The sequence below is a fragment of the Nostoc sp. C052 genome (assembly GCF_013393905.1).
Classification (GTDB): Bacteria; Cyanobacteriota; Cyanobacteriia; order Cyanobacteriales; family Nostocaceae; genus Nostoc.
In genome coordinates this window covers 267,627-287,001 of record NZ_CP040274.1, presented here as the reverse complement: position 1 = coordinate 287,001, position 19,375 = coordinate 267,627, and the positions used below count along the sequence as shown (strand labels likewise).

The following is a 19,375-nucleotide window of genomic DNA, read 5'->3' as shown; positions in this document are numbered from 1 at the left end:
TTATAAATGAGTTATGAAAATAATTAATTTATCAGAAGCACAAGTTTTTTATAATCAAGGTTTAGAATATCTCAAAGCTGGGAACATAGAGGCGGTAATTCAATGTTTTGAGCAAGCATTACTATTTAATCCTAATTACGCTGAAGTCCACAATACCATAGGAATGATTCAGTTTCAAATTGGCAAGTACGAAGGTGCGATTCAAATGTTCAATAGTGCATTAGCGATGAACCCAAATTTAGCGGAAGGGTATAATAACAGGGGCTTGGCTCGATTAAAAATCTGTCATAAATCAGAATTTCCTAAAGTTGTTGAGGACTATAATCAGGCGATTGTACTTAATTCAAATTTCATTGAGGCTTATCTAAATCGGGCTGAAATCTATAAAAATTATCTTGGTGATTTTCAAGCGGCAATGGAGGATTTTGGCAAAGTAATATCACTTGACCCTAACCGCATCGAAGCTTACATAAACAAAGCAAATATCCATTTTTTATTGGGAGAATTGCCAGGATCACTTGCAGAGTTAGAGAAAGCATTGCTTCTCAATCCTGATTGCCCAGAAGCTTATTGCGGTAGAGGAACAGTAAGGTTTCATTTAGGCGATAAGGAGTCAGCCCAAAAAGATTTGTTTCGTGCTTTCGATTTGTATGAAGCCCAAGGAAATATAACGTACTGTATTTTTACTAGAGGTTTTGAAGCGGTTTTATGAGAATGGGGCTTGAGTAACAGGCCAACAGGCGAACTGAAAACCGGGATAAGCTTAAAAGCCTTATTAGATAAGGATTATCCTGATAATGAAGGTCATTGACGCTCTTGTCCGCTTTGGCACGGCTATGCCAAATACGCTAAATATAAAGGTAAAACAACTGCCAATGCTCGATTACGTCAGTGCAGGAATCGCGTTTTACATTACAATGCTCCCCGTACAAGAGTGGATATTGGAATTCCGCCTCGGTTATCTCGGTCGCTACTGGAGCTTGATAAGCGTTGTTGGCTTATTAATAGGCTTTTTGCTCTGTGCGCTGATATTTATACCATTAATTATTAATATGGCGCTAGATCCGTTCAGATATCCAGATCATTTGGTCATGAGCGGGATCGCTACGGTGATTTTTGGTGCAATACTTTGCCTGGGACAGTGGCTGATCCTGCGACAGACTGAGATGACACCGAGAATTTTTGCGCTGATCAATACGGTAGTTGGAATTTCTGTCTTCTCTGTGCTGGTGTGGTTCAATCAAAAAAGTTTGCAATGGAGTGGTGGCCCGATTGAAGGCTGGAAAACCGGACTCATATTTCTAGTGGGTGGTACAGTTACCGGAGCCGCGACTGGTAAAGCATTAGATTTTTACTGTGGACGAGTTGAGCAGCGATTAATCAGACTTGAGAGGGAGAGGGTAGAGCAAGAAACCCAAGAGCGAGAAAGGCTTTTGAAAGGAAGAATTGAGAAGGAGAAATTAGAGCAAGAACGCCTAGAAGCAGAGATGGCAGAACGGAGAAGGATACAGCGAGAGGCAGCTCAAGAAGAAGAACGTTTGTGGTACGAAAAACACGGTCAAGACTATGCGGATTATGAATATGACGAGGAGGAGGAAGAGTAACTTTGTGCTGTAATGAACCGATTAAGTCTGTTAAAATTCGTTTTTGCCCTTACTGGGGTTTTTCCTATAAAGAGTCTGTTAATTCTGTTGTGGTTTGAATAAGATTTTGGGTGCGATTCGTTGTCAGGGTAATCGCACTCAAAATCTTGTTCACCCATCTGTACAACTGACATTAATTTTCTTGAGAAAGAAGAGCTTGTAACTGCTGAACTTGTTCAAGACTTAAACCCGTGACTTGTGAGATTTCTTGGACAATCATTCCTCTTTTGAGTAAATTTAATGCAATCTCTTCTCTTGTTTTTTGAGCGCCTTCCTGTTGCCAACTTGTAACAATCTCCATAATTTCCTCCTGTTCATCTAATCCCATTGTACTGATTGCCGCTTGAAAGACCTGTTTCTCAGTATCGTCGAGCCTCAAATACGTATCAACGAAGCCAGAAATTAGTTGCATCCTTGCTGGGTCTAATTTTAAGGTCGCCAGCAGCCGCAAACATTCCGCCTTCACCTGTGGACGTTCTTGCTTGGAAATATTCATCTTTGACATTAATGCTGCCGCCACCGGATTTGGCTGCGTAAGAAAATCGCGCCAACTTAAACGATTCAACTGGATTGCTACAAACTGAAATTCCAGCACTTTTAAATCTCCAAAGGTGACGCGATAATTTTGGGGTTCGGCGCGTTTGGGTTCATCAAAAGAAAAAATTACAACTGGGTAAATCGGTAAATCATACTTTTCATGTAGGCGCGCAAAATATTTAAACATCCGCTTTGCAAAGGCTGTTTCAGTGTAAGACTGGTTTTCAACATGAATTAGAAAACAAGTATCTTGCTGTTGATAACGCACCTGCGCCAGTAAATCAATTTCCTTCTTTTCGCCAGAAGTGACATCATTAAATACTTCCTGCGGTAAAAGCTGGATAGAATTACGATCTATTTGGCTGGCTACTTGAGGTAGAAACAAATCAAGGAAATCAATAAAAAACGTAGATAATAATTCTTTGAAAAGGCGGTCGTGGTCAATCATAATATTTAACTTTCATAACAATCATTCTATTTTCAGGTTAAGATTTTTACTAAAGCTCAGTATTGCATATACTAAATATCTCTGCAATCCACTAGAATAAAGAGATGATAATCTGATTTATGTATATTAGCTATTAAAACAGACTTCATGAGATACAAGCTATGAAATTATCAGACTTATCAGCAGAAAGCCTAGAAAAAATTAAGGCAGTTAGATGGGATAGAATTATTGAGAAACATGAAGGGGCCAGAAGATTGGGAATCAGTTCTCAGATGTCAGAAACCCCACCGATAAATCGGGGGCTTGAAAAAACCTGAATCTGACCAGCCTAAGTTCAACTAACTATGTTATCGGCAAGTGTTCAAGAACTTACCAGGGGATGCGTAGCTAGTTTCCTGCTCTAAAACCAAATTGTTAAACATCTGTAACAGGGTTAAGGAAGTGCAATTTGGATAGTACCGACCGATAACTTTGGCGAAGCTAACATTACCCGCAAGGAGGGGCAGAAATGTCCAAAGTGTTTTTAATTGACTCAGAAAAAAGACCACTTAATCCAATTCACCCAGCACAAGCGAGGCAATTACTAAGAAACAAAAAAGCAGCAATTTACAGGCAATTTCCATTCACCTTGATCCTCCGTAAATCAAGCGCTGAAGTTTCCGTATCATCTCTGAGATTAAAACTAGATCCCGGTGCAAGGGTGACAGGACTTGCATTAGTCAACGACGCTACTGGCGAGGTTGTATTTGCAGCCGAACTAAAGCATCGTGGTTTTGCAATTAGAGATGCTTTAACATCTAGGCGACAATTAAGGCGGAGTAGACGAGCAAGGAAAACCAGATATCGTAAACCACGTTTTTTAAACAGAACCCGCCCACAAGGATGGCTTGCACCCAGTTTGCAAAGTCGTGTAGAGAATATTAAAACCTGGGTTGATAGATTGCGGAGATTTGCACCCATAACAGCAATTAGCCAAGAACTAGTTCGCTTTGATATGCAACTAATGCGCGATCCCAATATTCAGGGCAAAGAATACCAACAAGGGACTCTACAAGGTTTTGAGACTCGTGAATATTTGCTTGAGAAGTGGAACAGAGAATGTGCTTATTGTGGTGTGAAGGATGTTCCATTTCAGGTTGAACACATTCAGCCAAAGTCGAACGGGGGTTCTAATTCAATTACAAATTTAACTTTGAGTTGTGGAAGATGTAACATCAAAAAAGGCACAAAAGACATTAAAGACTTCCTCAAGAAAGATCCCGCTAGGTTAGAGAAAATCTTGAAACAAGCTAAAAGACCATTAGCAGATGCAGCAGCAGTTAATACGACTAGATTTGCATTACTGGAGGTTTTAAAAGGAACAGGCTTATCAGTAGAAACAGGCTCAGGAGGTTTAACTAAATTTAATCGTAGCCAACAAAATTTAGAGAAATCACACTGGATTGATGCGGCAGCAGTGGGTGTTTCAACTCCAATTTTAAATATAAAAGGAGTTAAGCCACTATTCATTACATCTAATGGGCATGGTTCTAGACAATCGTGCCGTACTGATAAATACGGCTTTCCGTCTCGTTATGTACCTAGATTTAAGTTTGTCAAAGGTTTCCAAACTGGAGACATTATCAAAGCTATTGTCACCACGGGAAAAAAAGTTGGTGAATATATTGGGAGAGTAGCAGTTAGAAGTACTGGCAGTTTTAATATTTCTACCAAGAACGGGTTAATTCAAGGCATTAGCCATAAATATTGTTTAGCCATTCACAAAAAGGACGGGTATAGTTATGCGTTTTGAAATAAGTTAAGTTACACGGCGATTAAAATCGCCTGCCCCTTACCCCCATATCTAAAGAAAGGGGTTTCCACGGGGCGAGGAATCTGATGAACAGCCAGAATTTTTGTCAGTTCAAGGATGCCCGATATTATTACCTGTAGATAAATCACATCATCCTAATATCACCATAATCCGGTGTATCTGGAGTATGGATAACAACTGTGTAACTGTTTTTCTGTCTGATACTACCTATGAAGATGATCCTTTTTTCTCTGGATTTATGGCGGTATGCGATCGCTTGAAGGGAGAGGAATTTTTTTTAGCAGTTTTATATCATGAATGGTTTATTATTGAAAGAGCAGGAGTTTTTGAATAATCCTGTTACGTTAGGATTTTCAAATATTATTCAATAATAATTAAATTACTATCTCATTAACTCTGACAACATTTGCTCAAGAATATCTTCCATAATTGACTCGTCCGTGGAGCGCAAAGAAACTGGGCCATCAAGAAATTCTTGAATAGTGATTTTCTTTTCTTTAAAGTCTTTAACAAAATCCCGAATCTCAGAAACGACGTTAATTTGAGATTCCATTGTTTCTACAATAGCAGCCATAGCGTCAATGCCTTTTTTAGCAGCTTTTCGAGAATCGCAAACCATCGTTCCTTCTGGAGTATTTTTTGTCAAACGCAGTTCCTGTTTCAGTTTTTCATATTGAGCCAGAAGGATTTGATTGTGCTGTTCTAGAGTTCGGCATCTACGGGTTAAATCATCCTCGTTATTATTGTCAATAATTTCTAAGGGTTGTTGACTTCGTTCAATTTCAAGAAGTCTTGCTAAATCCCCCTCTTGATAGGCTTTATTGATTTCTTTCATGATTTCTGTGTAAGACTTCTGTGTTTCACTGTCTCTGGCTTTATCAGGGTGAAAGATTTCAGCTAATTTTAGAAATGTTTGACGAATTTTTCTTTGGTCATCTGTTCTGACAAAAGAGGCAGAGTCTACAGACTGTTGTCCTTGCCAAGATTGATGCTGTTGTTCACTAGTTTCCTTTGAAAAATCTGATTGGGAATCTTCATTGTCAAACGATTCGTTTAATGTATCTAACTGTTGGCTGTTGGGTTTTAGACTGATGGCTCCAGTTACCTGTAGGTCACGGTAAACTGCTTGTATATTTTTGAGGGTTTGTTTACCGAACTTTCTAGTAGTAAAAATCTCCTCAAACAGAGCATGGATCTCCTGGTCTAACTCAGCCATTTTTCGGAAACTGGGAGTAGCTTTATTGAGAAATTCTGTGCCAAAAGAACGCATCTGTTCAACAAAGTTCTTCAGTTCTGTGCGCTTTCTCTTGATCTGTTTGAGTAGTGATTGATGTTCTTTTTCTAAAAATTCTAAGCGGATATGTAATTGAGACAGAGCCAGCGGAGTTACTTTAATTGATTGCGATGGGACTGTAGTTTTTCGAGGCATGAAATACGTATGTAAGTAGAAAGTTTAAAATATAACTATCGCATTATTTAGGGATGCGAAAAAAGACATCTCAAGGATTATACACCACGAACTTAAATGAAGTTTTTAACAAATTCGGCAGAATTTCCCGTGCCTAAAGTACGATTTACCGATTTACCCAGTGGTAATTTTCTCATTTGATGATTACTCTAGAAGCGTGAGAATGGCGAGGCGATCGCAACATTCAACAAGGAAATTATGTATTCTTTATCACTTTTTTTGTGGTCAACTACTGATTTATAAAAAATATTGCTTAGAAAGGAGAAGAATGTAAAGAATATACAAAGCTTGGTATTTGTATGTACATTTTTCGGCAAATAATAGACCTACATGTGTGTCCATACCCAAGAGATTATTATTACTCCAATAGTTAGAAGCAATCACCACTGCAAAGCCTTAAGGGACTTCCAGAATCATTTAAAAATAGGAGTTAAAGCTTATTGACACAAGAAATTATGGTAAAGATTATTGGTCAAAACCAGAAGGCGAAAAATCTATGGAACTTGGTTGACAGCGATCGCCTTATTGACAAGCCGCAATTTAGAAGAGTTTGGTGGTGGTGTATCAAATTCTGGCGAAGGTCGCCAGAATGCGAACGCAGCAATTGAATCTGTAGCGACTCCGGTGAAAAGTTACGCCCTCTTTGCTCGTTTTAGCTGGCGTGGAGAAGCAAACTTTGCGGAGAAACTTTTGTCAGCCATGCGCTATCAGTTTGGCGGGTATGATGAAAAAGCTAATTCTTAAAGAGGTTAGTCATGGGAACTCCTGATTCAGACGCACTGGTATTTTTTGGGGCAACAGGTGACTTGGCCTACAAGAAAATCTTCCCCAGCCTTCAGGCAATGGTACGACGGGGGAATCTCAATGTCCCAGTGATTGGGGTTGCCGGACGATCTTGGACAACGGATCAACTTAGGGAAAGGGCACGTGATAGCTTAGAACATAATGGTGGTATAGATCAAGACGCATTTGAGAAACTTTCTGGTCTACTCCAATACGTTGCTGGTGACTACAACAAACCAGAAACTTACGAAAAATTACGTCTTGCCCTTGGTGATGCTACTCATCCCCTCTACTATTTGGCAATTCCACCGAGCTTGTTTGCACAAGTAGTGTCAGGATTGGGCGAATCAGGCTGTGCTAAAAATGCGCGGGTGGTAATTGAAAAACCATTTGGACGGGATTTGAAATCAGCACGCGAGTTAAATCAAATTCTGGCATCAGTTTTTCCCGAATCATCCATCTATCGCATCGACCATTACCTGGGCAAAGAACCACTGCTGAATTTACTCTATTTTCGGTTTGCCAACTCTTTTCTCGAACCCATCTGGAATCGCAACTATGTTGAAAGCATCCAGATTGTGATGGCAGAGGACTTTGGCATTCAAGGAAGAGGGCGCTTCTATGAGGAAACTGGCGCAATTCGGGATGTGGTGGAAAACCACATGCTGCAAATATTGGCTTCAGTGTGTATGGATGCTCCCGCCAGTACGGCTGCTGATTCCATCCGGGATGAAAAAGAGCGTATTCTCAAAGCTATAGTGGAAGTGCAACCCGATGATATTATTCGCGGTCAATTTTCTGATTACCGCAACGAAGAAGGTGTTTCGCCTGACTCCCAAGTAGAAACTTTTGTTGCCGTGCGGTTATTTATTAATACGTGGCGGTGGTCAGGAGTTCCCATCTACATTAGGGCTGGGAAGAAATTGCCTGTCAAAACTACTGAGGTGATGGTCAAGTTCAAGTGTCCACCTTTAAATGTGTTCCAGGAGGGAAGACAAGAAAACGGTAATTATGTTCGTTTTTTACTAGATCCAGAGGTAATTGTGGGATTGGGCGCTCGCACTAAAATCCCCGGAGAAGATATGATCGGCTCTACGGTTGAACTCCTAGCCTTTTACGGAGGTGGCGACGAGATGGAACCCTATGAACGTCTATTGGGTGATGCTATGCGGGGCGATCCCACCTTGTTTGTACGAGAAGATACCGTAGAAGAGGAATGGCGGATTGTCCAGCCAATTCTCGATAACGTCACACCAATTTATGAGTATGAGCCAAATACATGGGGTCCACCTGAGTCAGATCAACTGCTCTTGCCAAGGGATCAGTGGTACAACCCATTAGCTAGAGATGATTAATTAAAAAAGTCAATATAGCTTGGTCAGCGAATTCAAATGCAACAAGCCTCTAACTCAAATAGTGATGGACACCCAAAACATCGACATTGGTTTTGGTATATTTTTGGAACGTCAGTTGGTTTACTCGGCTTATATGGACTGGTAAGTTATGTGGTTTTACCAGCACTGTGGCGTCACTACGAACATAACCCCAAGCTGGAACATTCTCCGAAAACAACGCAAACGGCAGAAGGGATCTCTGGAGATCCTTTGAATATTGGATTTGTCGGTACAACAGCAGAAGTGGTGCAGGCGCTACTGGCAGCAGGCTGGTATCCGGCAGACCCGATCACCTTACGCTCAAGTGTTGGAATTGCTAAAAGTGTTCTCCTCAAGGATTCTTACCCAACTGCACCTGTAAGTAATTTATATCTGTGGGGACGTAAACAGGATTTAGCTTTTGAACTACCTATAGGAAACAATGCCAAAACTAGACATCACGTTCGCTTGTGGCAATCAAATAACCTGAATGCTGATAGTAGACCCCTATGGCTAGGTTCAGCAACATTTGACCAAAGCGTGGAACTTAGCCACCGCACAGGACAGATTACTCACCATATTGACGCAGACATTGATCAAGAAAGAGATAACGTAATTAAAAGTATTGATTTGACACACCAGATTGCCCAATTATATCAAGTCACAGGTATAGGGGCCACATGGGTTGGTCGTAACGGAGGAGGTGACAGATATTATACAGATGGCGAACTAACTATTTGTGTACTTTCAATGAATAATATTGCTCAAACAAAACCATCAACTTATTCACCATCACCAGAGCCTGTTAAGTTCAAAAATCAACTGTGGTCATGGCTGCGACACTATTTTAAATAGCTCAACTCAAGAAAACAGGATAATTTTATGCAAATGCACAAAATGCTAAACTTATTTTTCAAGAAATTTTGATTTTGGGGATTCCGTCAGCACTACCATTTGGGATTATTGCAGGTTTATTTGAAATAATTCCTTACTTTGGTTCGGTCATTGGTGCTTTTTTACCAGCATTAGTAGCATTGAGTATTTCACCGCTACTGTTTGATTTATTTCCAAGACTTAAAATGAGCGCTTAATATTTTCGCAATAAGTAATGATAAGAATGTAGATTATATTGAGAATGGAACCATCTTATGGCTTAGTTTGTCGCCATAGGCATACTAATCTGAGGAGATGAGTTTTTCGATTAGTTCTATAACACCATCGCCTCGACTACCATTAGTCACAAAATCCACGCGCTCTTTTAGTATTGGCAAAGCATTGGCAACTGCTACTGAATAACCACAAATACTTACGAAATCATGGTCATTCTCTGCATCGCCAATCGCGACTGCATCTTCAGGTGATAAATGCATATATTCCAAAGCTGCTGCTAACCCTGTGGCTTTATTAATTCCTGATGGTAGCACCATCACTGCGCCTTTATTAAATATAACTTGCAATTCTAATCCCAAGTGGCGGATAGTTTCTAAAACTATGGTTTCTTGGGGATGCCAAGTGGCGACAATTACACGACCAACTGACAGGGGTTTGACTTGGCGCGAGCGTAATGCTTTGATAAATTCTTTTGGTGGTTGCGAAGCTAATAGTTTCTCCTGACGGGTAGCTGGTGAATACAGCAAAGCGCCGTTTTCTGCCACGACATAATCAAATAAATCTACTTGTGTAAAAACTTGCAGTAATTCATCTAGTTCTCTACCTGTCACCAAGATGAGTTTGTAACCAAAATTCCGTAGACGTGAAAGTGCTGCCAAAGTATTTTCATGCACATGACCGTCAGTTGCGAGTGTGCCGTCGTAGTCAGTAGCCAATACAGAATAACGCATAATCTATGAAACTGTGCAAATTTTATCAAATTACAGGTCAACAATGAAACTACCAGGCAGTTATAAAATTGTGAATCCTGAAAGAGTTGGTGTAGTAGATTATATCTTGATTATTTTTTCACAAATAGATTGGTCATCGGTTTAACTCCTCTAGTCGTGTCATTAGCAGAGTTTAAGTATTCATAGATGCCAAAAGCATCTTCAGTAGTTCGTAGCAATGAGTAGTGATTATAGGGTGTGTTATCTACAATGCCCCGTGAGGCGTGATTAGTAATCACAATCGTTGCAATGTGACCGCCGCCAAAGTTAGCCTTGCTATCAGGGTCGAAACCACAGCAACCTTGAATTTGAGCTTTGTCATGAGGATTACTATCTTCATCCCAGGTAATAATAATTGCATTATTGCCAGACTCAGCCCACAACTTAGAAGTGGTGATTTGATTCACAACTTTTCCAATCATCGTGTCGCCGGTTTGAATCAGTTTGTGCAATTGGGGACACTCTGCTAAACCGTGCATTTCATGACATTGGTTGAAGATGATGTGGCTGTAGTTGGGAACTTTATTACTTTTCAGGTCGGTAATAAGTTGGTCAATCCCGACTATTTTACTGGGTAAGTTCGGGTCATCTTGCACGTTTTTGAAGTTCATAAAACCATTATGTTTAACCGCATATAATGCACGATTGAGACTGGGAGCGACAACGGACTTAGAGCCTGGAGAAGGAATATCTTCAAAATACCCTTTCCAAGTCAGCCCCTTTTGTGACAATTGGTCGATTAAACTAAAAGAGACGAAAGCCTATGTTACTGAGTTAGAGGTTGGCTGCGATCGCTCTTCTTTTGAGGAAATAGGAAAATAGCATAATGCAATATTTTGATTTCACTCAAGAAAACTCAGCCATGCTTCTGATTGACCATCAAGTTGGGACGATGAAGCCGATCAAAAACTTACCTCTGACAGAGGTAGAAAAGAATACTCTTGACTGCTGTGACTATACTTTACTATAGTGCATCAGCAATTGGTCAATGTAATCGCTATATTGCTCTGCCAAGCTTTCATCATGTAACACAACGATATTTTCAGCATTCTGTGTGGCACTGCGAGAAAAGTTAAAACTGCCGCTGACCACAATGTTGTCACAGACCACAACCTTATTGTGCATGAAATTGTGTTTGCTATCTGGTTTATAAGGCTCGGAGTGCTTCCCAACTAGATGAGATGATACCTCTTTAAAAGTTTCAGCAACACCGACACTTGCTTCAGTTTTGAGCCAAAGTTTCACCACATGAGACATTTGTGTAGCATCGTATACTCCACTAAAATCTTTCACCTGTTTGTGTCTGAGGGCATCATCAAGTGCAGCGAGAATTGCATGAGAAGTGATCATCATGGAAGCAATCTTGATTCGCTTTTTTGCTGAACCAATTAAACTAGAAATGATGTGGTCAATGGTCTGACCTTCTCCTGGGGAGAAGGCGAAATCAACTTCAGTTGAAGCAATATAAACTTTACCAGTATCCCCAACACCTGTGGTCTTGATATTGCCACTCACCCACAATTCCTGAAAGTCAGTTTCATAGTATGAGCAAAGCTGGGGCGAAGAAATTTGCAATATATTGTTGTCTTGGTAAGTCCAAGCATCGTCTGTAAAGTTAGCTGAACCAGTCCATAAAGTTGCTTCACTGGTATTCACATCTCGGATGACATATTTATTATGCATCAGCTTTGAGCCAGCAATGCTCTTTATTTCAACTTGAGTTCCCTCAAATACACTTTCTAGGAATGCTTTGGTTCCTTTCGGTGCTGGATCGCTGCCACTAGCGATAAAAGCATCAACTGTTTTAGTTTCAGGTTTTCCATGATCAAAAGCAATTCGGACTTTGACACCCGCTTGGGCTTTGTTCTTAAGTGCTGTAATTACGGGTTCTGCAAGAGTTGATTCCGTTAAACGAAAATCATAGATTGCAATGTGCAGATTTGACTTTGCTCCATCAATAAACTCAGCTAATTGTTCTGCAATCAAAAGTGGTTGCCCTTTATTTCCACCATGATTTACATCTGTTAAGAAAGTCGGATTGATTGCTGAACTCACTTTTTTCGACATAAGTCAGCCCTGTTTGAGGTATTTGCTTTTACTGTACTCCATATTGATGAAGTAGTTTGACAAATAAGTGAATTAAAGATATTAAATAAATCTGAAGGTTATCTAAAAACCAGATAAATTAATATTTGTTTATCTAGAGTTTAAGTTAGTTTTAAGTTGAGGATGAGTGGATTTGTAAAAATGTATCTCATGTATACTTTTGAAAGCCTTGCTTCGTGATTGACTCAAAAGTATCTAGTAAAATTTTTCAACTCGAAAAGGTAGTGTTTTATGAGCAAGTTCACCAAAGCAACAAGATACCTAAATCATCATCGTTTCAAGCATTCATTGGGCGCACCACTAATTCGAGTAGTTGGGGATATTGAAAAATTGTTTCCGGCTCCAGAAAATCATCATGGTGCGAATCATCAGCATTTAATTTTAAGCAATATTCAGGTAGAGCATACTGAGGGATTTCCAGAAGGACTGGAAGTGAGCAAGGAAATTTTTGTAGCTATTCGCTTCGGAGATAATGAAGGGTTAGTAGATCCAGTACCATTCATCGCCGGAGAACTAGCACGGTTACAGGGTGAATACATAGACGCATCTATTGCCTATGCGACAGAAGATAATCCCGGTTTGTCTGTACTGCATTTTACTCATCATCCAGTGGGTTTTGTAGAATTTCCCATTCGTAGCCAAGATTCACATGGGCCAATTTACACCTAAATAAGTCGCAGTTGCGTCTAGGAAGTAAATTTTCTAGAGGCAACTGCAATAGAGGATTAATCTTTTGTAACTAAAGGCTGATAATCTGCATGAAATCATCTCATCTTCTATTATTAGTAAGTTTATGCTTAAGCTTATTATTGTTTGTCACACCTTTACGAGCAGAGGAGAAACAAGGCAGACCCAAAGGATATGCTTTCATGAGCAATAACACCAACCAACAGGTATTGGGAGTGGGTAATACTGAAGCGATTAGGCTTGCTGAAAAATCCCCCTTAGTGCAGTCAGCGAAAATTTTTTTGGTAAACCAGACAGAGAAAATAAAAGATATCAAACTGAGAAAAGCCACACTTGATGCAATTGATAATCCCACAACCTGTATCATGCATAGATATGGGTTAAGCAATCGCAGAAAGCAGGAGATTGTACAGCAATTGCTCAAAGTCGGCTTGGTAGATGCTGTGGACGATATGACCTTTCCAGGTGGACTAATAGCTGGAATTTTCCCACCAGTTAGCAATGATGGTAGTGTCTGCCCTCAACTTCCCCAGTCTTTTTTCTCTGCACCTGGAAGTGGAAATAACAGTCACCATGCTTATCCCGGAGGACTACCAATACATGAAGCATTTAATAATATTAGTAATTTGAGCTTTGCGAGTAACTATCGGCTAATATATGGTCAAACAAACAGTAATGGTTTACCAATTGTCAATCCAGATAGTGAAAGTAAAGTAGATTCAGACATTTATATCAGTAACGACCTATTAATTGCAGCACCAATCTGGCATGACTGGGCAAAATCAATCGTCTTTCAGTGGAACGCTTTAGGCACTGAGTTCCAGGAGTTGAACTTCGGTGGGAATGGTAAAACAGACAATTATGGTGCGTCGGGCGATTCTAGAACTGGTGGTCATCACATCATCAGTTTGGCAGAGACGATGAAGCGAAAGTTATCCCCAGAGTTTGTGATTACTCAAGCTTGCGCTCACTCATCTCCCACTCTCGGTAACGAGTACAAGGTAGTTAACTGGTTACGTGCGGCTGCAATTATTGCTGGAATTGACCCCGTGATTCAAGGTTATTTATTCATGGATAAGCAAAACCATCTACGTTTGCCGATAGTCCGTAAGCTTGGCAGTTTCGCGCTGAGTACAAATTCTTCACTTACTAACTTCCTGGCTGAATATGCCTTGCATAACCTGTCAGATGCCGATTTTGTTTTATCAATTCCGGCTGTTACCACTGTTCAAGAGCAATTGAAAGCGATCGCTCCCCAGTTTGGCTATAATCCTACAGATACAACATATATTAAAAAATTTCGTAACCCTGTGCTAAGTTACTTATCTGCGGAACGATTGCTAATTATTTATGGCAATCGTGGGCTTGATGGTGTAATTGCAGAAATCCGAAAGCTTAATCAGAAAAAGATTATCTAGCAGGAACGATGTATCTTTCAAATCTGCACTACAAAAATTAGTCCCTTGAATATCTGGATTTTACAGTTAGCAGCTGCAAGAGTGAAAAGCGCGTAATTTACAGCCGTAGGCATCGCTGAGTACTATTTGAGGGGATTAAAAAGATATCTCTCTATAGAGGGTTGCGCTCAATCAAATTGAAAAAAGTCTTTATCTCGAATTATGTTTAATCAGCTTTTTTCTCTTCAGTGCTAACTGCTGAAGCCGCTCAATTTCAGTTAGTACATCTTCGGGCTTGGTTTCCATTTCTAAATCAGCAAGCTCACTGTCTTCATCATTGTCAATGCCCATTTTGTCTTGAATCGCATCAAGCATTTGTAATACTCGTGTGACTTCATGCTCTGTCAGTAGCGCAATTTGTAAATTTAAGTTTGTTCGATATTCACTTTCTTCACTGAGGCGGTTTTGACTAATTAACACAAATGTTGACAGAAAAATTGCTTCCAGCGATACCACCATTGTCAATAGTCCGTAGGGAAATGGATCGAACGGATGCACGCCGATTCTTCCTGTGTTCAAAACAATCCAAGCTCCAAACCAGACGATATGTACGTAAACAAAAACTATATGTCCTGAAAAAGAAGTAATCATATCCGCAATTCGGTCTTGTAGATTTCGTTTATTAGCAGCCTGAAGTCGAAGGCGAATCAGAGTCCGAATGTTACGCTGTATGATTTTAGACAGTGCTGGATTATTGTCTTCATAATATTCAAATTCCTCCTCATTCATGCCACCAAGTTTCATAATTTCGATGTCCTGTAATTAATAGTGCCTTTCAAAAATTAGATTAACTGGCCTACTTTGCTTGCTTAAACTCAAAGTCTTGAAGTCGGATTGGATTATAAACTCAAATCTTGAACTTACTGTGCTAAACCTGTTGCATTCTTGTGCCAATACATTCCCGTTACAAATCAAAGTCAAGGCTGAATGTTTCTCCATCAGAATCTTCTTCTTCCTCCTCAGCGAATGGAGTTGCAGTCCTTGAAGAGAGTTTGTTATCTTCTGTATTAATTGGCGTGAAAGTCGCTTGTTGTGTCGGGAATGCACCCTTTCTGAAAGCAAAATAGCAATCAATAATAAAATAAAGCGTCTCCAGGTAACTTTTACCTAATTGCTGTGATTCGGCAAATATCCGCTCTCGGTAGCTATCTTTGATCCGAACTTTTTCTGGGGTTAAGTCAAGTTTGTCTGCCATTGCGATCACTTAATAGATGTAGATGCTGGATTCTTGGCAGAAATGGTCTTTGCCATCTCTAAAAGCCCAAAGACATTGGCTTCTACCGGATTGTCCAGGATTTTGAAGCCGTTTTTCTCCAACAGCTTCTTAAATCCTGGTAAGAGGCAGCCTCCACCAATCGCCCAGATTTCATCACCTTGGTGCTTGGCATCCAATGTGAGATTTACCACTTTCTTCAAGTATTTTTCATACCAATCTTTCAAACAAGTACTGTATACATCTTTGATATCAATGTCCCGGCTGTATCGGGTATGCCCCATTTCCAGACAAAATCGGATCTTGGAGGCATCCCCAATTTTTCCGCCATTTAAATGCTTCATTTTTTGGGAGATATCATCGATGAGAACTTCTACACCTATAGGGTAGGCAGTGTGAACTTCTCGTTGACCCCGGTTGTAACGAGAATACAGGGTTGTTCCATTGCCAAAGTCTAAAATGGTTAATTTTTTTGGTAGTGGATGCCCAAACAATGCACCCATTCCCTCTAGTACAACTTTCAGGACTTCTACTTTCACGTCTGATTGTTTGCCAGCAAGTATTGGCTGATATTCTCCATTGAGTACTTTTTGTAATTCTTCAGCCAGACCAACGTCATGTAAGCTAACTACTAATTTTAAGTGCCAAGCCTTACGGTGTGGGAGATGTGCCAATGCACCCAATAAAGTCAACAACGCATTATTGACTTTATTTTCATTATTGTCTGTGTTGCGGTCAAAATAATTTCCTGTACGGTAAGCTGACTCTCCAACTGTGTAAGCAGTGCCGTTAAAAACTACGCGCCCTGAAACATCTTCCATCTCGGCATTAGTTATATAGCTGGGGACACGAACTACTTCAAATCCTTCGACTAAAAGTTTTAGGCTTCCGTAACCGTTATCGAAACCCGCAGGAAAAATTTTTTGTAACGTGTGAATGTTTGACATAAATACAAAGGTAATACACTTTATTTGTGAAAGTTATCTGTTCAAGTTATCTGCAAGGGCAAGAGAAAGAAGAATAAAATAACTTCCCCTTTTTTTCCTAATCTCAAGAGCTTATCATAACCCCTTGGGGGCTAAATGGGGTACAAAATGTTAATCAGTCAAATATACCCCATTTAGCACCTATATATACCCTATATAGGTGTCAAAATCTCATCAAAGTCTTGAGTTATTGTTGGGGTATATATAGCCCCTATATAGCCCCCATTAGGATTTTTTGAAATCTTTTTATCAATGCAGCAGAAATTAATTTAGATCATCGTTGACTCTTTGATTTATACTTTACTATCAATTTTTTGTTGAAAAGCAATTCAGTCTTGATCTTTAACTTCTTGCTGACTACGTAACGAGTGGGTTACTACTTGCTTACAGGTTCAGCTTTTTCTACTGAATTATCATTCACACCCAAAGTCAATTCCAAAGGAGTTCTTTGGGCGTAAGCTTTTACTACTTGCCGATAAACATCATAATTAGTAGGTAGTGTCTTCTGTAAATTACCCACTCCGTAGGTCAGTTTGTACTGAACATCTTTTATCAATTCAGGTTTACCTGCCTCTTCTTGAGATTTTTTACGTTGTTCAACTTCATCAACACTTGGTCGCGGCGGTAAAGTAGGCCACCATAACCCTCGGTCATCTGGTCCAACAACTGCTCCTGGTGGTTTCAATCCATTCCTATTCAATATTGAAGTATTCGCAAAGGTTTCAATGCGTGGTTGTGGTTGACTAGTTAGGTTATTCGCATACTTAACTTGCCAGGTGTAACTGGTGAGTGCTGTAGCTTCATACTGTTCAGCAGTAGTAGTGCTGCAACTAGTTAGTGTCAGTGCCGTTAGTGCAGTTATTATTGAGGGTAAAAATCTCATTTGCATTATCATTTGTAAATATCTTTTACCAATCACTCTTGATCTTGGTGTGTGCCATCATTGCTGCCAAGGTGAAGGAATCGATGTTGTAGAAAGCACTTCTCCCGTAACAATCTAATCGCCATTTGCCTATTTTGAAGGAATGACTTTAGGAATGCTGATTGCCATACTAAATGTAGTTTCAGTTATCATCACTGCTTTCAACTAATAAAGCTTCAAGTTCTACTAATATTTTTTGTAATCGCTTGTGCTGATTGGGATTATCCCAAACCTTTGATTTTTTTACTTTACTGTAGGCTTCATCTATCTTCTTTTTTAAAGAAGATGATTTTTTATCTGTATTTCCAGGCGTGTTTGCTTGAATTTTAGCAAGACGCTCTTTAATTTGACTTAAAGATAAATTATTTTGAATTGCATCAGACAGTAATGATTTACGTAGGGCTTCATCCCTAATCCGCGCAATTACTTTGGCTTTAGTATACTCGATTACTCCTGAGCGGAGAGCTTCCATAACATCTATAGGAAGTTTTAATAATGGGAGACGATTGGTTCTAAAACTTTCGGGGGAAAACTTTCCGATTGTGTTAAATACCTCAAGTAGAGACTGCCATTCTTGGCTGTGGATAACGTTATCCACGGCCTCTCGTTCTGGATGAGCTGCTGATTGAAGTAAAGCAACTATTGATTCTGTGGTTTGATTAAGTTTTAATCCTAAGAGAGCAACAATACTCTCTGTTTCCTCAATTGGGTTTAAGTCCTCTCTTTGGAGATTTTCCGAGAGTGCTAGTTCAAGTGCTTCAACATCTGTCATTTCCCTAATAACAGCAGGTACAAACTCTAATTGAGCAGTTTTAGCCCCTTGGAAACGACGTTCTCCTGCAACTAGTTCATATTTCCCATCCTTTTGAGGACGGACGAGAAGGGGCTGAAGAATTCCATGCTGTTTAATTGACTCTACTAACTCAAGCATGGCTTGAGGAGCAAAGTAGCGACGAGGTTGTTGATGTGGTAAAACTATTTGTTCTATTGGGATAAGGAAAGCAGCGCTACTATTGTCTACTGCTTCTTCAACTCCAAATAAAGCATCGACTCCTTTAATTTCATAAGGTTGACTAACACGCTTCTTCATCCTCATGGCAACGTCTCCAAATTTTGAGCAATCTGTTTGAGAATAGTGACAGATGGATGCTTAGAATTGTAAAGTGCTAACGGTATATGCTCTTGGGCTGCATCAGCAAAAGCTACGGATCGAGGAATAGCTGGATAAATGGTACCAATCTTAGATAGAGAATTAGTAATTGACTGTAAGCTTTGGGAGCCTTGTCCAGTTCGGTTATCGTACATGGTTGGAACTACTCCAGCAATCTGTAATTTTCGATTTGCCCGAGAACGGACACGCGCAATCGTTGTTAACAATAGTTCTGTTCCTTTTAAAGCTTTATATTCAGTTTGAATAGGAATGAGTACGTGTGTGGCTGCCACCAAGCTAATATAGCTAAGAATACCGAGACTTGGTGGACAATCAATTAAAATGAATTGGTATTGTGCGATAACTGGTTCAAGAGCCTCCTTTAGTCGAATATCTCGCATATCTGCGACAACAAGTTCTAATTCTGCGCCACTTAAGTTAATGTTCGCGGGGGCCATATCCATCCCATGTATATTCTGACGAATTGGTAATGGTTCTTCTCCCAGAATAGCTTCATAAACTGTCTTATCTAGTTCAGATGGCTCTAATCCCATAAAAGTAGTTAGTGAAGCCTGGGGGTCCATATCCACTAATAAAACGCTTTGCTGACTTTGAGCCAAATGGTAGCCTAAATTCATTGTCAGAGTAGTTTTGCTGACACCACCCGACTGATTAAAAACTGCAATGACTTTGCTCATTAACTGAACAGAAATAATAAAGACATCAACTTAACAATATCGGTATCAGTCACATACTGGCAAAAGAAACTTATATTCAGTAGATTGAACTTTAACATTTCAACTATGATTTTGCCCTTTCTATGATTGCTAACTTTTTCAGTCTCCAAGCAATGATTTATCTGGTGTCAGCCACACTGCCCCGGCTTTTAAGCTTGAACTAGGGTGAGTT

At 39.9% G+C, this 19,375-nt stretch carries 21 protein-coding genes and 1 pseudogene; 11 read left to right on the top strand and 11 right to left on the bottom strand.

Annotated elements, in window-relative coordinates; translation table 11 throughout:
- Positions 1-13: 13 nt before the first annotated feature.
- Both FD723_RS36130 and FD723_RS36125 read left to right on the top strand, forming a co-directional pair.
- Positions 14-712: a tetratricopeptide repeat protein gene (locus FD723_RS36130; RefSeq protein ID WP_179070006.1), complete on the top strand. Its 699-nt coding sequence runs from the start codon at positions 14-16 to the stop codon at positions 710-712.
- An 85-nt stretch (positions 713-797) separates the two neighbouring features.
- Positions 798-1,604, top strand: coding sequence for a hypothetical protein (locus tag FD723_RS36125; protein ID WP_179070005.1), 807 nt, complete (start codon positions 798-800; stop codon positions 1,602-1,604).
- 172 nt (positions 1,605-1,776) lie between these two features.
- Here the strand turns inward: FD723_RS36125 and FD723_RS36120 are convergent, their stop codons facing one another.
- Positions 1,777-2,628, bottom strand: a complete 852-nt coding sequence (locus FD723_RS36120) for an Rpn family recombination-promoting nuclease/putative transposase (protein WP_069074519.1) — start codon at positions 2,626-2,628, stop codon at positions 1,777-1,779.
- A gap of 161 nt (positions 2,629-2,789) precedes the next feature.
- On the opposite strand from FD723_RS36120, the gene FD723_RS36115 reads away from it, so the two are divergent.
- The 3 genes and pseudogenes from FD723_RS36115 to FD723_RS36105 form a co-directional block, all read left to right on the top strand.
- Complete coding sequence (locus FD723_RS36115; protein WP_179069797.1) at positions 2,790-2,945, top strand: hypothetical protein; 156 nt, start codon at positions 2,790-2,792, stop codon at positions 2,943-2,945.
- 191 nt (positions 2,946-3,136) lie between these two features.
- Entirely contained in the window at positions 3,137-4,420 is a 1,284-nt protein-coding gene (iscB, locus tag FD723_RS36110; RefSeq protein WP_179070004.1) for an RNA-guided endonuclease IscB, read from the top strand.
- A gap of 91 nt (positions 4,421-4,511) precedes the next feature.
- Positions 4,512-4,775, top strand: a pseudogene (locus tag FD723_RS36105) (hypothetical protein); the annotation flags it as partial.
- A gap of 48 nt (positions 4,776-4,823) precedes the next feature.
- Here the strand turns inward: FD723_RS36105 and FD723_RS36100 are convergent.
- The gene (locus tag FD723_RS36100; protein ID WP_179070003.1) at positions 4,824-5,870 is read right to left on the bottom strand and encodes a J domain-containing protein; all 1,047 of its coding nucleotides are present in this window, start codon (positions 5,868-5,870) and stop codon (positions 4,824-4,826) included.
- Between the two features lie 507 nt (positions 5,871-6,377).
- Here FD723_RS36100 and FD723_RS36095 point away from each other — a divergent pair.
- The 3 genes from FD723_RS36095 to FD723_RS36085 are packed head-to-tail and all read left to right on the top strand — an operon-like array spanning position 6,378 to position 8,920.
- Positions 6,378-6,653: a hypothetical protein gene (locus FD723_RS36095; protein WP_256875328.1), complete on the top strand. Its 276-nt coding sequence runs from the start codon at positions 6,378-6,380 to the stop codon at positions 6,651-6,653.
- A gap of 11 nt (positions 6,654-6,664) precedes the next feature.
- The gene (gene zwf, locus FD723_RS36090) at positions 6,665-8,047 is read left to right on the top strand and encodes a glucose-6-phosphate dehydrogenase (RefSeq protein WP_179070002.1); all 1,383 of its coding nucleotides are present in this window, start codon (positions 6,665-6,667) and stop codon (positions 8,045-8,047) included.
- Positions 8,048-8,083: 36 nt separating this feature from the next.
- Entirely contained in the window at positions 8,084-8,920 is an 837-nt protein-coding gene (locus FD723_RS36085) for an LssY C-terminal domain-containing protein (RefSeq protein WP_179070001.1), read from the top strand.
- Between the two features lie 320 nt (positions 8,921-9,240).
- Here FD723_RS36085 and FD723_RS36075 read toward each other — a convergent pair whose 3' ends face one another.
- Entirely contained in the window at positions 9,241-9,906 is a 666-nt protein-coding gene (locus tag FD723_RS36075; RefSeq protein WP_179070000.1) for an HAD family hydrolase, read from the bottom strand.
- Between the two features lie 110 nt (positions 9,907-10,016).
- On the bottom strand, positions 10,017-10,676 hold the full coding sequence (locus FD723_RS36070; protein ID WP_256875327.1) for an alkaline phosphatase family protein: 660 nt from the start codon (positions 10,674-10,676) through the stop codon (positions 10,017-10,019).
- Between the two features lie 95 nt (positions 10,677-10,771).
- Between FD723_RS36070 and FD723_RS36065 the strand changes: the two genes are divergently transcribed.
- Positions 10,772-10,915 carry a hypothetical protein gene (locus tag FD723_RS36065; protein ID WP_218651872.1) on the top strand — a complete coding sequence of 48 codons (144 nt, stop codon included), beginning with the start codon at positions 10,772-10,774 and terminating at the stop codon, positions 10,913-10,915.
- Here the strand turns inward: FD723_RS36065 and FD723_RS36060 are convergent.
- The gene (locus FD723_RS36060; RefSeq protein WP_179069999.1) at positions 10,900-12,012 is read right to left on the bottom strand and encodes a phosphatidylserine/phosphatidylglycerophosphate/cardiolipin synthase family protein; all 1,113 of its coding nucleotides are present in this window, start codon (positions 12,010-12,012) and stop codon (positions 10,900-10,902) included. The genes FD723_RS36065 and FD723_RS36060 overlap by 16 nt on opposite strands.
- Positions 12,013-12,282: 270 nt before the next feature.
- Here FD723_RS36060 and FD723_RS36055 point away from each other — a divergent pair, with 270 nt between their 5' ends.
- Both FD723_RS36055 and FD723_RS36050 read left to right on the top strand, forming a co-directional pair.
- Positions 12,283-12,720 carry a hypothetical protein gene (locus FD723_RS36055; RefSeq protein ID WP_179069998.1) on the top strand — a complete coding sequence of 146 codons (438 nt, stop codon included), beginning with the start codon at positions 12,283-12,285 and terminating at the stop codon, positions 12,718-12,720.
- 89 nt (positions 12,721-12,809) lie between these two features.
- The gene (locus FD723_RS36050; protein ID WP_179069997.1) at positions 12,810-14,156 is read left to right on the top strand and encodes a hypothetical protein; all 1,347 of its coding nucleotides are present in this window, start codon (positions 12,810-12,812) and stop codon (positions 14,154-14,156) included.
- 189 nt (positions 14,157-14,345) lie between these two features.
- Here the strand turns inward: FD723_RS36050 and FD723_RS36045 are convergent, their stop codons facing one another.
- The 6 genes from FD723_RS36045 to FD723_RS36020 form a co-directional block, all read right to left on the bottom strand.
- On the bottom strand, positions 14,346-14,939 hold the full coding sequence (locus tag FD723_RS36045) for a DUF1003 domain-containing protein (protein WP_179069996.1): 594 nt from the start codon (positions 14,937-14,939) through the stop codon (positions 14,346-14,348).
- A gap of 160 nt (positions 14,940-15,099) precedes the next feature.
- A complete protein-coding gene (locus tag FD723_RS36040) occupies positions 15,100-15,390 on the bottom strand; it encodes a hypothetical protein (protein ID WP_179069995.1) in 291 nt (96 codons plus the stop codon).
- Between the two features lie 5 nt (positions 15,391-15,395).
- Entirely contained in the window at positions 15,396-16,355 is a 960-nt protein-coding gene (locus FD723_RS36035; protein WP_179069994.1) for a ParM/StbA family protein, read from the bottom strand.
- A 415-nt stretch (positions 16,356-16,770) separates the two neighbouring features.
- Entirely contained in the window at positions 16,771-17,283 is a 513-nt protein-coding gene (locus FD723_RS36030; protein WP_372743835.1) for a hypothetical protein, read from the bottom strand.
- A 175-nt stretch (positions 17,284-17,458) separates the two neighbouring features.
- Positions 17,459-18,412, bottom strand: a complete 954-nt coding sequence (locus FD723_RS36025; RefSeq protein ID WP_179069992.1) for a ParB/RepB/Spo0J family partition protein — start codon at positions 18,410-18,412, stop codon at positions 17,459-17,461.
- The gene (locus tag FD723_RS36020; protein ID WP_179069991.1) at positions 18,409-19,164 is read right to left on the bottom strand and encodes a ParA family protein; all 756 of its coding nucleotides are present in this window, start codon (positions 19,162-19,164) and stop codon (positions 18,409-18,411) included. The genes FD723_RS36025 and FD723_RS36020 overlap by 4 nt, the downstream gene beginning before the upstream one ends.
- Positions 19,165-19,375: the final 211 nt, after the last annotated feature.

What these genes read in the sequence shown, in the direction of transcription:
- FD723_RS36065 (WP_218651872.1), top strand. Translation starts at nt 10,772, where the DNA reads ATGCAATATTTTGATTTCACTCAAGAAAACTCAGCCATGCTTCTGATT.
- FD723_RS36045 (WP_179069996.1), bottom strand. Translation starts at nt 14,939, where the DNA reads ATGAAACTTGGTGGCATGAATGAGGAGGAATTTGAATATTATGAAGAC.
- FD723_RS36100 (WP_179070003.1), bottom strand. Translation starts at nt 5,870, where the DNA reads ATGCCTCGAAAAACTACAGTCCCATCGCAATCAATTAAAGTAACTCCG.
- FD723_RS36025 (WP_179069992.1), bottom strand. Translation starts at nt 18,412, where the DNA reads ATGAGGATGAAGAAGCGTGTTAGTCAACCTTATGAAATTAAAGGAGTC.
- FD723_RS36130 (WP_179070006.1), top strand. Translation starts at nt 14, where the DNA reads ATGAAAATAATTAATTTATCAGAAGCACAAGTTTTTTATAATCAAGGT.
- FD723_RS36035 (WP_179069994.1), bottom strand. Translation starts at nt 16,355, where the DNA reads ATGTCAAACATTCACACGTTACAAAAAATTTTTCCTGCGGGTTTCGAT.
- FD723_RS36125 (WP_179070005.1), top strand. Translation starts at nt 798, where the DNA reads ATGAAGGTCATTGACGCTCTTGTCCGCTTTGGCACGGCTATGCCAAAT.
- FD723_RS36055 (WP_179069998.1), top strand. Translation starts at nt 12,283, where the DNA reads ATGAGCAAGTTCACCAAAGCAACAAGATACCTAAATCATCATCGTTTC.
- FD723_RS36115 (WP_179069797.1), top strand. Translation starts at nt 2,790, where the DNA reads ATGAAATTATCAGACTTATCAGCAGAAAGCCTAGAAAAAATTAAGGCA.
- FD723_RS36050 (WP_179069997.1), top strand. Translation starts at nt 12,810, where the DNA reads ATGAAATCATCTCATCTTCTATTATTAGTAAGTTTATGCTTAAGCTTA.
- zwf (WP_179070002.1), top strand. Translation starts at nt 6,665, where the DNA reads ATGGGAACTCCTGATTCAGACGCACTGGTATTTTTTGGGGCAACAGGT.
- iscB (WP_179070004.1), top strand. Translation starts at nt 3,137, where the DNA reads ATGTCCAAAGTGTTTTTAATTGACTCAGAAAAAAGACCACTTAATCCA.
- FD723_RS36030 (WP_372743835.1), bottom strand. Translation starts at nt 17,283, where the DNA reads ATGCAAATGAGATTTTTACCCTCAATAATAACTGCACTAACGGCACTG.
- FD723_RS36085 (WP_179070001.1), top strand. Translation starts at nt 8,084, where the DNA reads ATGCAACAAGCCTCTAACTCAAATAGTGATGGACACCCAAAACATCGA.
- FD723_RS36040 (WP_179069995.1), bottom strand. Translation starts at nt 15,390, where the DNA reads ATGGCAGACAAACTTGACTTAACCCCAGAAAAAGTTCGGATCAAAGAT.
- FD723_RS36075 (WP_179070000.1), bottom strand. Translation starts at nt 9,906, where the DNA reads ATGCGTTATTCTGTATTGGCTACTGACTACGACGGCACACTCGCAACT.
- FD723_RS36020 (WP_179069991.1), bottom strand. Translation starts at nt 19,164, where the DNA reads ATGAGCAAAGTCATTGCAGTTTTTAATCAGTCGGGTGGTGTCAGCAAA.
- FD723_RS36120 (WP_069074519.1), bottom strand. Translation starts at nt 2,628, where the DNA reads ATGATTGACCACGACCGCCTTTTCAAAGAATTATTATCTACGTTTTTT.
- FD723_RS36060 (WP_179069999.1), bottom strand. Translation starts at nt 12,012, where the DNA reads ATGTCGAAAAAAGTGAGTTCAGCAATCAATCCGACTTTCTTAACAGAT.